This window comes from Streptomyces hygroscopicus (genome assembly GCF_026168105.1).
GTDB classification, from domain to species: Bacteria; Actinomycetota; Actinomycetes; order Streptomycetales; family Streptomycetaceae; genus Streptomyces; species Streptomyces hygroscopicus_D.
In genome coordinates this window covers 84,375-97,719 of the sequence record NZ_LBMW01000021.1, presented here as the reverse complement: position 1 = coordinate 97,719, position 13,345 = coordinate 84,375, and the positions used below count along the sequence as shown (strand labels likewise).

Sequence of the window (13,345 nt, the reverse complement as noted above, 5' to 3'; positions counted from 1 at the left end):
CGAGATGTGCTTGAGGCGAGCCGCCCGAGGCGCGATTCGGCCGGAGGCCCAGCTGATGCCGACCGGTTGATGAGCGTGGGACATCGGAAGTCGGGCCGGGCACCGAACGTGCTGACAAAGTGGGGCTGGATCCCCGCCCTTCAGGGCCCGGAGGATGTCAGGCGACGCCCCCTCGGGAACACAGCGGGTCGCCCTCGCTGTCACTCCATCCCGTCCTCGACGTACGGTGGTTCCTTTGGCCGGTGACCGCCCGCCTTGCACCCGGCGAACGGCCCGGAAGGATCGCGCAGGGAGGCCATCACCGGCTGGAGGAAGTCGCGGTGCCATGAGGCCGGCCCGGTCAGCGGTGCCTTGGACCCGGTGAGCTCCTGCCAGGCCATCCAGAGGCCGTAGAGCTGGGCGATGGCCTCCATGTGTTCCCACCAGCGTGGGCACCAGGGAGCGCTGGTGCTGGTCTCCCTGCCGTAGACCGGCAGCAACAGATGATTGACCCAGCGCATCAGATCGTGCAGCGCCGCCGTGAAATCCTCATCCATCTTGTAGAGGATGAAGGGGGATTCGGCGTCCTCGGGGGGCTGCTCGTCGCCGCCGGGGTCCGCGGTCGGCGGGGAGTGGGAGCCGGCCTCGTGTTCGGGGTTTGTATCGTACGTTCCCGCGATCTCGGGATTCCTCACCCTCGTGGGATATTCCTCATCCGCCGAAGACCGCGGATGTTCATCCGGTGTGGCTGATGCCCCGTCCATTTCTTCTTCGGGCGGCGTGGTTCCCGTCCCATCCGGCAGCACGCCCACCTGCCGGGGCCTACCGGTGACCGGCGGCGTGTTCGGCGCGGCAGACAGCTCATCGTTGTTCGACAGCATGTGTGGTCCATTTCTGTGCGGCGCGGAGGGTGATGGCCTCGGCCTCCTTGGCCGCCGCCGCCGAGATGGCCGCCGCGCCGGGCTCCTTGTACCAAGGGCGGAGGCGGATCAGGGCCGGCCTGATGCCGGTGGCCAGCAACAAAGCGGTGCCCTTGGGGAGGGCGCGGATCCGGTCGGGCGGGAGGATCGGATCCAGGCGGTAGGAGAGGGAACGGGAGGTGCCTTCCTTGCCTTTGGAGACGCTGACCGTGCTGACGTCCTGCTGGCCGACGAGCTTGGAGATTTTCTCCACGAAGTCGGCGTCGTCGAGCCCGGCACCGAGCAGCTTGATGGTCGCGGCACTCCACAGCGCGTCCATGCCGGCTTCTCCCCACACTCGGCTGCCCTGCCGGTAACTCTGCAGTAGGGTCACGACGTTGATGCCACGGGATCCCAAGTGGCTGTAGAGATCGGGCAAGTCGGAGATGCGGCAGACGTTGGCGGCCTCGTCCAGGACCGCTGTCATGGGCGGGTCGAGGCGGCCGCCCATACGCTCGGCCGCGCCCACCCCTGCACGCATGGTCGCATCCGCAAGACCGGCGATGACGCCGGCTGCCGAGCCGCCGCCGTCTTTGGACAGCAGGTACAGCGTGTCGTTACCGAGGACATGCTCGTGCGGCCGGAACTCCGGTAGGTCCGGGTCGGGCATCACCCAGGCGACGATTTCGGGGTCGAGCAGACAGGAGACGCACTGGCGTGAGGTCTCGTAGATGCCGTCGCGGGTTTCCACAGCGCCGCGGATGGTGCCCTGCAGTTGCTCGGCGAGGGCTGTCATGTCGGCGTCGCGCAGTAGGTCGATCGGGCTCCGGTCGGCCGGGTCGGCCAGCCAGGCAAGAAGGTCGTGCACTGTTGCCTTGCCGCGTGCGGCGGCGAGGAAGAGGGCGGTCAGCGTGTTCTGAGCGGCCGAAATCCAGAAGTCCTTCTTCGACGCGTCGTCGTTGATGGATGCTACGAAGTGACCGGCCAGGCGGCGCGCGCCCTCGACGGTCATGCATTCGGCGAGCATGTCCCACCACATCTCGCGCGGTGCATGGGCAATGCCTTGTGGATCGAACGTCCATACCTTGCCGACTTTGGCGCGCTCGGCCCTGGTGACCGTGTAGACATCGGACTTGTTGGAGGTCAGGAGCACCGAGCCGCGGGCCCTGAGGACTCGGGGGATCGCGATGCCCGTGGACTTGCCCGCGCGGGGAGCCATCAGATCGAGTTCGACGTCCTCGAAGGAGGAGCGCAGTTCGGGGCCGTCGGGTTCCAGGTTGCCGAGGAGATTGCCGGTGTCGTCGGGTTGCAGTTCCTTCTTGCCCTTGAGCGAGGGGCGCAGGTCGCGGGCGCGTCCGGCGATGCCCTGGGGTGTCAGGGCCGCCAGATCGCGCGCGTTTGCCAGTCCCTTGGGTCGTGAACTCGCCTTGAGTACTTTGCGCAGCACAAGGACCATCACTATGGCGCCCGCGGCGAACACGGCGACGACGCCGGCGAACACACCAGCAGGCGCAGCGCCTGGCCACAGGCGGCCGGGGCCGTGGGCAGCCAGCTCAGCGAAGGTCGAAAGGGTGAAGGGCGGTGGGTCCCAGCCTGCTCCGGTCACGGCGGCACCGAGGGTTCCGCCGAGCCAGACGCCGCCGAACACGATCAGGGACACCGCTGCCACGGCGACGATCGCCCACGGCGCCAGTTCGGAGCCGTACATCCTCCCCTTGGCTGCGGAGGTGGTTTTCATCTGATTTCCTCCCGGGTGACCCCGCCTTTCAGGGCGGTGGGGTATCGGACCTCTGCGGAGTGGGGCAAGGACGGACGGCTCTCCGCCAGGGCGGACCCATGCTCGTTCACAACTGCGCGCAGGTGGTGGAGTCGTGGGGGAGCCATGAACACGACGTCGCTGCACATCCGGCCCTGGACGTGCGCGGCCACGGCAGCACCCACGACCACGACGTGAACGCGGCATGGAACCTCTTGGCCGCCGGGCCGGCGGCATCGGTCTGTGGAGTCGGTGCGAGACCTCAAGGGAACACTCCGGGCGGGCAGTCGGCGATGAAGCAGGAGGCCCCACGGCGCGAGCCGTGGGAGTCCCCGCGCTTCAGTACCGGGACGATGTCAGACTTGTGCTTCCCAGCCCGAGTTGACGGGCCGGCTCTGCGGCTGGTTGGCCGTCCAGCGGCTGTTGGTGTCGTGGAGTTCGCGTTCCGTATCGGTGATCGCGACCTTGATGGGGATGCCGGGCCGACCGCCGACCTTGATCAGGAACCGGCCGCGACCGGGCGGCTCCTCGTGTCCTGCGCTCATCGCCCAGCCGGGCGGCGACGACCAGGAGGAGACCAGTTCGACCTCGCGTGCCGAGAGCCCGACGACCCGGCCGAGTTCCTCCATCTCCGTGCGGGGCAGCCCGGCGCAGACGACCATGCCCGCACGCTCGACGAACCCTCGTGCTTTGGCCCGGTCGGACTCGCTGCCCAGGGCTTCCGCGTCCTTCAGGGTGTGGGTGATCTTGGCGTCACCCAGGCCCAGGGAGCGGTTGAGCCGGGTGAGTGCGTCGATGCGGTCGACGATGCCGGAGGCGGCACGCAGCGGCCGCCACAGCTCGTCGAGCACGGCGAAGAACCAGCGGCGCGGGGCGAGTCCGGCATCGGCCAGAGCGTGGGAGGCGGCCACCGTGCCCAGGCCGTCCGACCACGCCGCCAGCATGGCTCCCGCCGTCAGCTGGGTGTCCGCCTCACCGATGCGCGAGATGTCGATGCACACGGCGGGTGCGTTGGGGTTGATGCGGGTGGAGGTCTCGGAGGCGAAGGTGTCGCCGAGCGGACCGTCGAGGATGCCGAGCAGGGAGCGGTGCAGCGGGTCGACGGCGTCGTGGTAGCGGGATTCGTCGCCCCGGTCGAGGGTCACGGAGCGGACCCGGTCCGGGCCTTCACGCAGCACCGCCAGCAGATCGGGCAGCAGCGGCGCCTTGCCCGTTGATGTCCTCTCCCGCAAGTGGTGCAGGGCGGCGGAGAGCACCGACTGCTCGTGGTCGTCCATCGGGCGGGAACGTACGACCGAGATGAGCGCGGCGACCATGTTGAGGACGCGGCCGTGGGTCTCGGCCTCCAGCGCCTTTCCGGCCTCGCCTCCGAGCTTGGCCGCCGCGGCACCCATCGCGCCCGGGTCGAGGATGTTGATGCCGCCGACGCCGCGCCCGATGGAGATCACCTGCCCGCCCAGCGCCCTTACGGTGTCGGCGTAGTCGGGCTTGAGGTCGCCGAGCACCAGCGGTACGACGCCGGTCGCGGACAGCCCGATGAGCATCCGGTTGACGAGGGTGGACTTGCCCAGGCCCGGCATGCCGAGCATGAACAGCGAGGGGTTGGAGATGTAGCGGGCGCGGGTGAACCAGGAGATCGGGTCCCCGCACACGGTGGCACCGGTGTGCAGGTGCTGGCCGAGCGGCACCCCGGTCATGGGCGCGCCGGAGCCCGCCGCGAACGGCCACAGCCCGCACGCCTGCACGGTGGTGGCGCGCCACATGGTCGGCGGATCCATATTGCCGATCTGCCCTCCGCCCGGGCCTGGCCAGCCGCGTGTGCCGGCGAGCGCGGCCCGAGAGGCGGAAGCACCTCGGCCGCCGTTGGTCCGGGACCGGCTCGACGAAGCCGAGGGGGCTGCCTTGCCGTTCACAGTGCCTCCTGCAGCTCGTGCGGAATGAGAGTGTGCTGCCACGGCAGGACGCCGACGGGAAGCGTGCAGGAGAAGGCCGCAGCCTGCATTCGGTCGGCCGGGCGCAGGGTGATGCGGGCGGCTGCCTGGAGGTTGCGTACGGTCACATTGGCATCCGAGAGCTGGTCGGCGGAGTCGACGGTCACCGTGAGCATCAGCGAGAACTCCACCAGACCGGCACCTGCTGCCTCCTCCGCCGCCGTCTGCTCGGCCGCCTGCATCTCCGAGGCCGCCCGCGCCTGGACCATGCCGCGGCCCGAGGTGGCCATGAACTGCGCGGCGCGACGGTCGGCTTCGACGATCCGTGCCGAGGTCGCCGGGTCGATCGGGCGGTACAGCAGGGCGACCCGCTTGCGCCGTGTGCCTGGCGCGTCCTCCAGGAGTCCGTGCAGCACGTTGGAGCGGACTGTGCCACGTGGGGCCAGGGTCAGCAGCCACGTGCGCGAGACACCGGAGTCGTGGTGGTAGGCGTTGACCGTCTCCACGCACGCGGCCGGACCGGCGTCGTCCCACTCGAGGCCCGTGCCGCCGTACTGGGCGCGGGCCTCGAGGACCTCCGCCGAGACGGCGGGATCGTAGGCGACCCGTACGACCTCGGCGATGCGCTCCGCCGACAGCGGCGTGGCCGAGCCGCCGCCGGCTCCGACCAGTCCCGCGAGCAGGCCCGGGATGCGGATGGCCAGATCTGTGATCACCTCGGCCTGGTCCCGTTTTTGCCCCTGGGGTATCCCGTAGGTGAGGGTGATGTAGGTGTGCATCTCGGAGGAGGCCGACGGATAGCGCTGGACCACCTCTTCCATGACCGCCCGCGCCGCGGGCGGCGCGTCCTGCCTGATGCGCGGCAGCACCTCGCTGGCCAGCCGGGTGCCCGGGTCGGGGGCCGTCTCCACGACGACGGAGGCACCGCGCAGTTCCGGCTCGTGCGACAGCCGGGCCAGCCATTCACCCCAGGAGGCCACCCACACGTCCACCTGGTCGGGGTCGACGAGAGAGCCGCCGTCCGGCTCGCAGCCGAGCACGATGGTGTAGAGGTTGCGGCCCCGGTGATGCAGTACGCCGAAGGGCCGGTCGTACGCGTCGCGCCCTTCGCTCACCGTGACCCGGCTGAGCAGCCCCGGGGGGCGGAACCGCCCGCCGGGGCGCTGGGACAGCGGTCCCGAGACGTAGGTATGGGACCCCTTCGCCTTGCGGCGGAACCAGCCGATGCGCAGGGCGAGCAACTGGTAGAGATTGCGCCCGTCCTGAGTACGCATCGTGAGGGGTACGAGGACGAGGGTGAGAGGGAGGGCCACGGCCAGCGCGGCCAGCAGGGAGGCCAGAGAGACCAGCAAGATCAGCACGAGCCCGCCGAACACTCCGAAGGTGCCGATCAGACCGAACGGGCCGAGCCCGGGACGTCTGGGCCGACGCCAGTTCCCGTAGGTGGGGCGCGCTGCCACTTCCGTGGACATGGAGATTCCTTCCCGAAGAGCTGTGCGTGTGCAGGTGCTGGAACTGCGAGTGCTGAGAGGGCGGGAGCGGACGCACCGGCCGGTCACCGGTCCCTTTCGTCCCGGGGAGCGACCGGGGGTGGCTTTGCCTGCGGGAGCGGTGAAGGCGACCGGAGAGTGCAGGGCCTCCCGCCCCCGCTGCCGTCCCGGTGGCCGCGGCGGGCGCACGGTCACCGGGACCTCCATGCAGCGGGAGCCATGCCCTTGCGCGGCCGGTGTTGCCCTGACGACCGGGCGGAGGCTGTGGCCCGGCCATCGTGGCGGCCGGCCTGCCGTCAGCGTTGGCCGCCATTGGGACCGTCGACCGCATTGGCGGCGTTCTGCCCGGCTGCCCTGGCAGTCTGCGCGGCCGCCCCGATCACCATCCCCGCGGGACCGCCCGCTGCGGCTGAACGGGCACCCGCGGCGCCGCTGGGCGCGTTGCCGCCCTGCCCTGCCGAAGCCCCGCCGCCCGCCGACTGGCCGGCGCTGCCGGCTCCCTCGGCCCGGCCGGCTCCCCCGGCGCTGCCGGGTGCACCGGCCGCACCGACCGCACCGGAGGCTCCCGAAGGGCCGGACCGACCGCCTGCGCCGGGAGCGGACATCATCCCGCCTGCGATCGACTTCGCACCGGAAGCCGCCACATTCTTGACTGCGCCCGTGGCCACCTCCGTTCCCCTTTGCCCGATGTCTCCGTCCAGCTCCGGGGTGGGCGAGACGAGTTTGAGCAGCGCCGGCAGAGCCAGCGCGGACAGGAGCATGACGCCGATACCGGCGATCTTCTCGTGGATGCCGCTCTGCGGACCGCTGTTGATCATGGCTGAACCGGCGAACATGACGAGTCCTGCAGAAGGTTTGTACAGCAGCCAGGCGAACATCCAGCCGATGTGCTTGCGCCACCAGGTACTGCCCCACTCCGTCATGGATGCGGCGGCGGCGACCGGCAGAGTCCCCAGCAGGATGATCATCACGCCCAGGCGGATGTACAGCAGGATGGTCTGCATGATCGCGGCGATGAGCAGCAGGAACGCCAGGATCAGCAGCAGGAATCCCTCGAGCCCGGTGCCGTCGCTGCACCCGATGCTGGTGAGCTGCTTTTGCGCGCCGGCCTGGAAGAGATGGTCCGCGTAGCGGTCCGACAGACTGGCGAGCGCCGTCATCACGGCCGTCGCACCGCCCGCCACCAGGACCACCCGCAGCAGGCCTTTGAGTGCCACCGTGCCCGGTTCTCCTCGGCGCTCCAAAGCCATTCGGGCGGCGGCGAAGAGGAGGGATCCCACGGCTGTATAGACGACAATCCACTGAGTCTGGGTACTGATGTCCCGTGCCGCACCGCCCGCCACCAGGGTGGGGATGTTCGTGGCCAGATCGCCGAAAACGGAGATGGCGGCCGAGAGCATGGCATTGGCGATTCCCTTGATGATGGTGCCGATGGGATCGCCCAGGAAGCTGAAGAATCCGACGACGACGTCGGTGACCGGATTTCCAGTGGGGCATGCCATGTCAGACCTCCCACCGGACGAATCCGTCGGCGCCGCTCACAGGGGACACCGTCGAGTGCAGCCCTCCATCGGTTCCCGGCTCGATCTTCCAGTCGCCGCCGCTCCACCGCACCGAGAGCGACGTCGTGTTGAAGCCGCCCTGCACGGTGTTGATGAGCAGGACCACTGTCGCCTTGTCACGGCTGTAGTCCGCGAGAGAGAACCCGGCGTACCTGCCTGTCTCGCGCTCCTTCACGCTGGCCTCCGGGATCGAAGCACGCTGCGAGGCGAACATGTCCCTGCCGAATCCGGCCACGACCTGCTCCTCGGCAACCGTGCGCCAGTTGGGCCCGCTCATCTGCGCGGGGATGACATGAGCGGCCATCACGGCCCCCATGGGGGTATGGGCGAAACACCACAGCACCGGTCCCTCGGAGAGGGTAGGCCCCGCCGAAGGCGAGGTCGGCACCTGCGTGCCGCCGATCGTTCGCCACTGCACATCGCGCGGCGCCGACCTGGGCACGGAGGTGTCGGTGTCGTCCGTGCGGCACGTCCCTGGCCGTCCGTGCGCGCTCGCGGACTGCGCCGACAGCAGCCCAGGGGCCGTGTGTTGCGCGTCCATTCCGTCACTGCCGCCGGCTGTGACCAGCGAAATCAGGGACAGGACAAGGACGGCGGCGAGAAACCCGGCCGCCAGGAGCCGACTTCGCTGTTTCCAGAACGGCGTACTTGCCTCGCCGTTGTCCTCGTACGGTGTCTGCATTTCAAATCCCGCCCGACTCAAGCGAAAACGAACTGGATCAAAGGTCCGGCGGTCGACACAAGGACACAGCCGCCGAGCACCATGCCCAGCCGGCCCATGTGTTCGGAGCTCTCACCCCGCTTCAGCGAGATGGCCATCATCGCGCCCGTCACCAGCACTCCGGCGACGCCCGCCGCGGTACCCGCCCATGCGGCGATGCCGAGTACGAGATTGACCTTGTTGGTGAGTTCCGCAGGGGCGTTGCGACCTGGGTTGGGGACGGCGGCAGCCAGGAAGAGCGACGCAGCCTTGGTGAGCATGACAAACTCCTGGGTGAGGTAAAGGTATTTCGGCGGCTAGGGTCAAATCGTGAGCGGGCCGAGGAATTGGATGATCGGTCCCGCGGTCGCGGCCAGGACGCATCCGCCGAGCACGATGGCGAGCTTGCGCATGTGGGACGCCCCCTCGCCCGGTTCTCCGCGGTGCAGCTGCAAGGCCAGCAGCATGCCCGTGATGATGACGCCGGCCACACCTGCCGCGGACGCACACCAGGCGAGAATCCCCAGCAACTTGTCGGCCTCGTCGCCGGGGTTGAAGGTGCCTGCGAGCGCGCGCGCCATCGATCCGTTGGTCATCATGAGCTTCTCCCCGAGACGGACATCCATGTTTGGACAAGCGCGGCGATTTCGGTGATCTCCTTCGGAGCCTTCTCCACCGGTCGGCCCATGCGCCAGGCCGGGACCCAGGGAACCCGCAACGAACGGACCGCCGAGCAGAGCACACGGACACGTTGTGCCAGTCCCAGAGGGAGGCGACCGGGCGCATCCGCGACAAGGACGAGAGCCATCAACTCGATGCCCGCCGGATGCCGGCCCGTACGCACAGACTCCAAAGCGCGGGACGCGGCTTGCAGACCCGCGGCGTGAGTCCTGGCCACGAACAGGAACCGGCCGGGATCGCCCCGCGTGACGTCCGGCCAGCGAGTTCCGATGTCGACACCACCCAGCGCCCCCGAGAGCGTCGTCGCCCCGGCTCCGCCGTGCGCGTTGACCCAGCCGATGCCGGGGCCGGTACTCCACCCATCAGCATGCGTGGCCATACCTGGAGAAGAGGCTTGCCGTGGTCCAGATTCGGGACGTGCTGCGACGGGTCCGCGCACCCAGATCTGTGCCGCGGATTCCGTAGCGGGAACGCCCATCGGTAACGCCTCTCTCCCAGACTGGTGGGATCTCCCCTCCCTCGGCCGCACCGAGCACACGGGAACCCCGGATGGTTGTCCAACAGCCGCAACGGGTCCTACGCCCGCCGGTGGGCTGCATCTCCTTCAGAGCACAGGAGAGAGGTGGAACGCCGCTTCGTCCGCCTCTCCGGCCCGGCTCGCCCTTCAGCAGCCACAACGGGCACACGTGGACAGCTGGTTCACGGCATTTATCAACGGATGACGTTGAACCCGAACCCGGCCGCACCCGTTTCGGCGAGCGAGAGCTTCGCACTACAGCGGGCGGCGGCGGCAGGGCGCACACCCGCCAGTTCACGGCAGGCGGCCGTCCCGTTCACCGGTCTTCGGCAAAGAAGGTGGTTCATCATGAGCGGCAGGGCGAGCACGAAGCGCCGAGGGGGTGCTGCCACGGGTACAAGCGTCGCCGTCAAAGCTGCCGCGGCGACAGGCGGCCTGGGCTGCCTCACCTCCCCCATCGTCGTACTCGTCGCGACCGTCGTGATCATCATCATGGGGGGCTTCGGCGTCCTCCTGGCTCCGCTGATCGCGTTCATCATGCTCTTCAAGGGGGGCGGGGGCCCGCATGTGGACCCGAACAACGTGGTCAATGTGTTCCAGAGCGACGGCAAAGCGCCACTCGACCCGACCACGGTGCCTCCGGACCTTGTGGAACCGATTCAGAAAGCCGGCACGTTGTGCCCGGAAATCAGTCCCGTCGTGATCGCCGCACAGATCGACCGGGAGTCCGGGTTCGACGCCAACCTGGTCGGCCCCGACGGTGAACAGGGCATCTCCCAGCTGTCGCCGGAGAACTTCGCGCGCTTCGGAAAGGACGAAAACGGCGACAACAGCGCCTCCGCACTCGACCCGGCCGACGCCATCCTCGCGCAAGGCAGATACCTGTGCTCATTGGCCCAGCAGGTAAGGCCGTTCGCCACCTCCGCGCAGCCCCCACAGGACGAGCTGAGCATCACTCTCGCAGCATACGACGTGGGCATCGACGCGGTGCGGGTAGCGCAGGGTGTCCCGAAGACCAACCGGTCACAGGCCTATGTCCTGGGCATCCGGGCCCAGTTCGCCACGTACGAGGGAATCGTGCCCAAGCCGTCCCCCTCGCCCTCCGGCTCGACCAACATCAGCGGACAGTGAGACCTTGTCATGCCCGCACGACAGCGGCCGCACAGCAGCTCGCCCCGACACGCCGGTCCACCGCAGGACTCTCCCGACAGGTTCCACGTGCTCGTCGCCCCCGACGGCACGGCGGCCGTCAATGGCAAACGCCTTCCGCCGACCAGCATGCCCGTGCAGACAGCGGTCCTGGACGAGCTGCACCAGCACGCACAGGTGCGGAACCTGGCGGTCGAGGCGACGGTCCTCGACCAGCAGCACAAATGGGCTCTGCGCCTTCGGGTCAGGCCCGACGGTTCGAGCGAACTTCTCGAAGAGCCCGAGACGATGCACCCCGCCGAACCCGTCGGGGCAGCCGGGGCCGGCCAACCCGTGCGCAGGCCACCGGACCCGCGCCCGGACGTGGGCGGCGGTGTCCCCGACGCAACGCCGCTGGACCAGGACACCACCTTGAGGATCACCACTGACCGGGTGGCGGCGACGCCCCGCCGGCCGGAGTCGTCCCCCGACGCCGAAGCCCGCGGGGGCGACCAGGCCGTGGCGCAGCCCCAGCACTCCGCCCCAGACGGGCAGCCGCTCGCACCCCTGCGGCCCCTTGCGGCCACACACGCACCTTCCACGCCGAGCGGCGATCCGATACCCGAGGAGCTTGCCGGAACGCTAGTACGGATCGGTGAGGCGGTGGCGGCCGGAAAGACCGCTCTCGCCGCGGATCTCGCCACCACGCTCAAACAGGAGGCCCTGCGCAGGTTCGGGCCGGAGCACCCCCACACCCTGGAGGCGTACGCCGTCGACGCCTACGCCGCCCACCTGGACGGCCGTCAGGAGCATTCCACCGCTGTCTCGCTGCGCCTGGCACGCCTCAGGTACGCACAAGGAGACCCTCGCGCCCGGGACGAAATTCTGCGAGCGGCCAACACCTGGAACCTGCTGAAGGCGCCGGACGTGGCTGTACCGCTCGGCGAGGAACTCCACTCCCTGTGGTTGCAGTTGGCGGCGGAAGCAGGAGACACCGCGGTCGATGCCCACGGGCTGCAGCATGTGCAGAGCCGGCTGGCGGCGCTCACGCGAAATGTCGGCCACCAGTCACAGGCCACCGATGCCCCACAGACGGCATCCGGTTGAATCCGAGGAGCCCGAAGGCATGACAGCGGTTACGAGCAGCGTCTTGGCTGTTGACCTGCGGCCGATTAGTCCCTCACGAGCCTTCTGGTGACGTAGGTGACGACCTGGTAGACCTGGTAGACCTGGTAGACCTGGTAGAGACTCAGCCCTGCGCCGCGTCTCATGGGGCCTGTGCCAAGCGTTGGAGTGTACAGAAGGCATGGGCGGCGGATGTGCGACGCCGGTGCAAACCCGGGCGGATGGGCAACCACGGGAAGCCTGGCAAAAGTCCATTGGGAAGTCTGGCGACTCCTGCGCAGGGCTCCGCTGCTCGACGACTCGGATCACGAGCCTCGTCCAGGCCGTGCTCGGCCTCCGTCCGGCCAGCTCAGACTGAGGATGGAAAAGGCGCAGTGCTCAAGCAACGCACTTTCGACGACAAGAAACGGTTGTAGCCTACGCGTCCGGGCGCACTACGCCTAGGATCTGCATGGAGGCGATAGGCGCAAGAGTGACCGTGCGCCCCGGCCGCGGTGCGTGAACTATCGAGCCGTTCCCTGCATACATACCGACGTGGCTGGCGTCGTCGAAATAGATGACCAGATCACCTGGCCGAATATCCTCGATCCCAACATGGGGCAGTTGACGCCACTGCTCCTGCGAGGTGCGCGGGATGGGGTGGCTTGCCGCGGCCCACGCCTGCGAGGTCAGGCCCGAGCAGTCGAAGGAATCCGGCCCCTGTGCACCCCAGACGTAGGGCTTGCCGATCTGCTGTAGCGCATAGGCAACAGCCGTCCCTCCGGCTGAACTCGCCTTCGCACTCGGATGCTTGACGATCCCGGACCTGAGCCAGGCGTTCTGGGCGTCTGCAGCCGCCCTCTGCTCAAGTTGTGCCAGGCGCGTCTTGTCGTCCGCCTTGAGGTCGGCCTCTATGCTCCTCGCCCGGGAGATTCGCTCTTCGATGTCCCGCCGCGCTGCATCCCGCTGCCTGCGGATTTCCTCCAGGCTCTTCAACTCGTTCGCAACGTCAGCAGCACGAGTGTGCAGGCTCTTCTCTGCTGTGTCCAAGGCCTGAATGAGTTTCTCGGTATCGTGTTGAGCCTGGACGGCCTGGGCCGCGTTGTCCAGCGCGTACCCGGGGGCACCGGCAAGCATCAGCTGGACTTCAACGGGTACTCCGCCACCCCGATACTGCGCACGGGCCGCTGCGCCTGCTTGTGCCGTCAGGCGTTGCAGGCGAAGTTGAACGACGTGGTCCTCCTCGGTCAGAACAGCAACACGCTTCGACTGCTTCCTCACCTTCTCGTCGGCTGCGTTGTACGCGTCTGTAGCAACTTCGGCGTCGTGGTACAAGCTTCCCAGTTCCTCACGCACGTATGCCAGAGCCGACTGCGGAGGCGGACTCCCAGGATCTGCCTCAGCTTTCGCAACAGTCATCGTTATGGTCCATGAAAGGGTCATTGCAGCAACAGCCCGGCATCTCAAGGAAATCATGTGCCATCTCTGTGTCCAGGGGCCAGCCGACGATAGGTCGTAGCGGTCAGCGGTCAACTCATGTCGCGCCTACATCGCGCAGAAAGGCACGAACACGCGCCGATCGCTACGACGCACCCCTC

The 13,345-nt window shown here is 68.4% G+C and carries 12 protein-coding genes and 2 pseudogenes; 4 read left to right on the top strand and 10 right to left on the bottom strand.

The annotated features are described in order from the left end of the window. Positions 1 to 200 precede the first annotated feature (200 nt). Positions 201 to 860: a DUF4913 domain-containing protein gene (locus AAW14_RS39495; protein ID WP_322741088.1), complete on the bottom strand. Its 660-nt coding sequence runs from the start codon at positions 858 to 860 to the stop codon at positions 201 to 203. Further along, positions 841 to 2,616 (bottom strand): TraM recognition domain-containing protein, encoded by a 1,776-nt coding sequence (locus tag AAW14_RS21065; RefSeq protein ID WP_265565459.1) that lies wholly within the window; start codon positions 2,614 to 2,616, stop codon positions 841 to 843. The genes AAW14_RS39495 and AAW14_RS21065 overlap by 20 nt, the downstream gene beginning before the upstream one ends. 159 nt (positions 2,617 to 2,775) lie before the next feature. Here AAW14_RS21065 and AAW14_RS21060 point away from each other — a divergent pair. Continuing rightward, a pseudogene (locus AAW14_RS21060) lies at positions 2,776 to 2,957 on the top strand (RNA-guided endonuclease TnpB family protein); the annotation flags it as partial. Between the two features lie 33 nt (positions 2,958 to 2,990). Here the strand turns inward: AAW14_RS21060 and AAW14_RS21055 are convergent. From AAW14_RS21055 to AAW14_RS39490, 7 genes are all read right to left on the bottom strand, one after another. Next, positions 2,991 to 4,412, bottom strand: coding sequence for an ATP/GTP-binding protein (locus AAW14_RS21055; RefSeq protein ID WP_265565458.1), 1,422 nt, complete (start codon positions 4,410 to 4,412; stop codon positions 2,991 to 2,993). Positions 4,413 to 4,543: 131 nt separating this feature from the next. Beyond that, complete coding sequence (locus AAW14_RS21050; protein ID WP_265565457.1) at positions 4,544 to 6,037, bottom strand: SCO6880 family protein; 1,494 nt, start codon at positions 6,035 to 6,037, stop codon at positions 4,544 to 4,546. Between the two features lie 314 nt (positions 6,038 to 6,351). Then, positions 6,352 to 7,557, bottom strand: a complete 1,206-nt coding sequence (locus AAW14_RS21045; protein ID WP_265565456.1) for a hypothetical protein — start codon at positions 7,555 to 7,557, stop codon at positions 6,352 to 6,354. 1 nt (position 7,558) lies between these two features. Further along, on the bottom strand, positions 7,559 to 8,299 hold the full coding sequence (locus AAW14_RS21040) for a hypothetical protein (protein WP_265565455.1): 741 nt from the start codon (positions 8,297 to 8,299) through the stop codon (positions 7,559 to 7,561). 17 nt (positions 8,300 to 8,316) lie between these two features. Then, a complete protein-coding gene (locus AAW14_RS21035; RefSeq protein WP_265565454.1) occupies positions 8,317 to 8,598 on the bottom strand; it encodes a hypothetical protein in 282 nt (93 codons plus the stop codon). A 42-nt stretch (positions 8,599 to 8,640) separates the two neighbouring features. Beyond that, positions 8,641 to 8,916, bottom strand: a complete 276-nt coding sequence (locus AAW14_RS21030; RefSeq protein WP_265565453.1) for a hypothetical protein — start codon at positions 8,914 to 8,916, stop codon at positions 8,641 to 8,643. Continuing rightward, the gene (locus AAW14_RS39490; RefSeq protein ID WP_322741087.1) at positions 8,913 to 9,377 is read right to left on the bottom strand and encodes a DUF6668 family protein; all 465 of its coding nucleotides are present in this window, start codon (positions 9,375 to 9,377) and stop codon (positions 8,913 to 8,915) included. The genes AAW14_RS21030 and AAW14_RS39490 overlap by 4 nt, the downstream gene beginning before the upstream one ends. A 486-nt stretch (positions 9,378 to 9,863) precedes the next feature. On the opposite strand from AAW14_RS39490, the gene AAW14_RS21025 reads away from it, so the two are divergent. The 3 genes and pseudogenes from AAW14_RS21025 to AAW14_RS39790 form a co-directional block, all read left to right on the top strand. After that, the gene (locus AAW14_RS21025; protein WP_265565452.1) at positions 9,864 to 10,646 is read left to right on the top strand and encodes a lytic transglycosylase domain-containing protein; all 783 of its coding nucleotides are present in this window, start codon (positions 9,864 to 9,866) and stop codon (positions 10,644 to 10,646) included. Positions 10,647 to 10,733: 87 nt separating this feature from the next. Next, positions 10,734 to 11,750 carry a hypothetical protein gene (locus AAW14_RS21020; protein WP_265565451.1) on the top strand — a complete coding sequence of 339 codons (1,017 nt, stop codon included), beginning with the start codon at positions 10,734 to 10,736 and terminating at the stop codon, positions 11,748 to 11,750. Between the two features lie 282 nt (positions 11,751 to 12,032). Beyond that, positions 12,033 to 12,126 (top strand): annotated as a pseudogene (locus AAW14_RS39790) (IS5/IS1182 family transposase); the annotation flags it as partial. A gap of 59 nt (positions 12,127 to 12,185) precedes the next feature. Here the strand turns inward: AAW14_RS39790 and AAW14_RS21015 are convergent. After that, positions 12,186 to 13,082, bottom strand: coding sequence for a C40 family peptidase (locus AAW14_RS21015; RefSeq protein ID WP_265565450.1), 897 nt, complete (start codon positions 13,080 to 13,082; stop codon positions 12,186 to 12,188). Positions 13,083 to 13,345 lie beyond the last annotated feature (263 nt).

What these genes read in the sequence shown, in the direction of transcription:
- AAW14_RS21040 (WP_265565455.1), bottom strand. Translation starts at nt 8,299, where the DNA reads ATGCAGACACCGTACGAGGACAACGGCGAGGCAAGTACGCCGTTCTGG.
- AAW14_RS21055 (WP_265565458.1), bottom strand. Translation starts at nt 4,412, where the DNA reads ATGGATCCGCCGACCATGTGGCGCGCCACCACCGTGCAGGCGTGCGGG.
- AAW14_RS21065 (WP_265565459.1), bottom strand. Translation starts at nt 2,616, where the DNA reads ATGAAAACCACCTCCGCAGCCAAGGGGAGGATGTACGGCTCCGAACTG.
- AAW14_RS39495 (WP_322741088.1), bottom strand. Translation starts at nt 860, where the DNA reads ATGCTGTCGAACAACGATGAGCTGTCTGCCGCGCCGAACACGCCGCCG.
- AAW14_RS39490 (WP_322741087.1), bottom strand. Translation starts at nt 9,377, where the DNA reads ATGGCCACGCATGCTGATGGGTGGAGTACCGGCCCCGGCATCGGCTGG.
- AAW14_RS21030 (WP_265565453.1), bottom strand. Translation starts at nt 8,916, where the DNA reads ATGATGACCAACGGATCGATGGCGCGCGCGCTCGCAGGCACCTTCAAC.
- AAW14_RS21035 (WP_265565454.1), bottom strand. Translation starts at nt 8,598, where the DNA reads ATGCTCACCAAGGCTGCGTCGCTCTTCCTGGCTGCCGCCGTCCCCAAC.
- AAW14_RS21045 (WP_265565456.1), bottom strand. Translation starts at nt 7,557, where the DNA reads ATGGCATGCCCCACTGGAAATCCGGTCACCGACGTCGTCGTCGGATTC.
- AAW14_RS21050 (WP_265565457.1), bottom strand. Translation starts at nt 6,037, where the DNA reads ATGTCCACGGAAGTGGCAGCGCGCCCCACCTACGGGAACTGGCGTCGG.
- AAW14_RS21025 (WP_265565452.1), top strand. Translation starts at nt 9,864, where the DNA reads ATGAGCGGCAGGGCGAGCACGAAGCGCCGAGGGGGTGCTGCCACGGGT.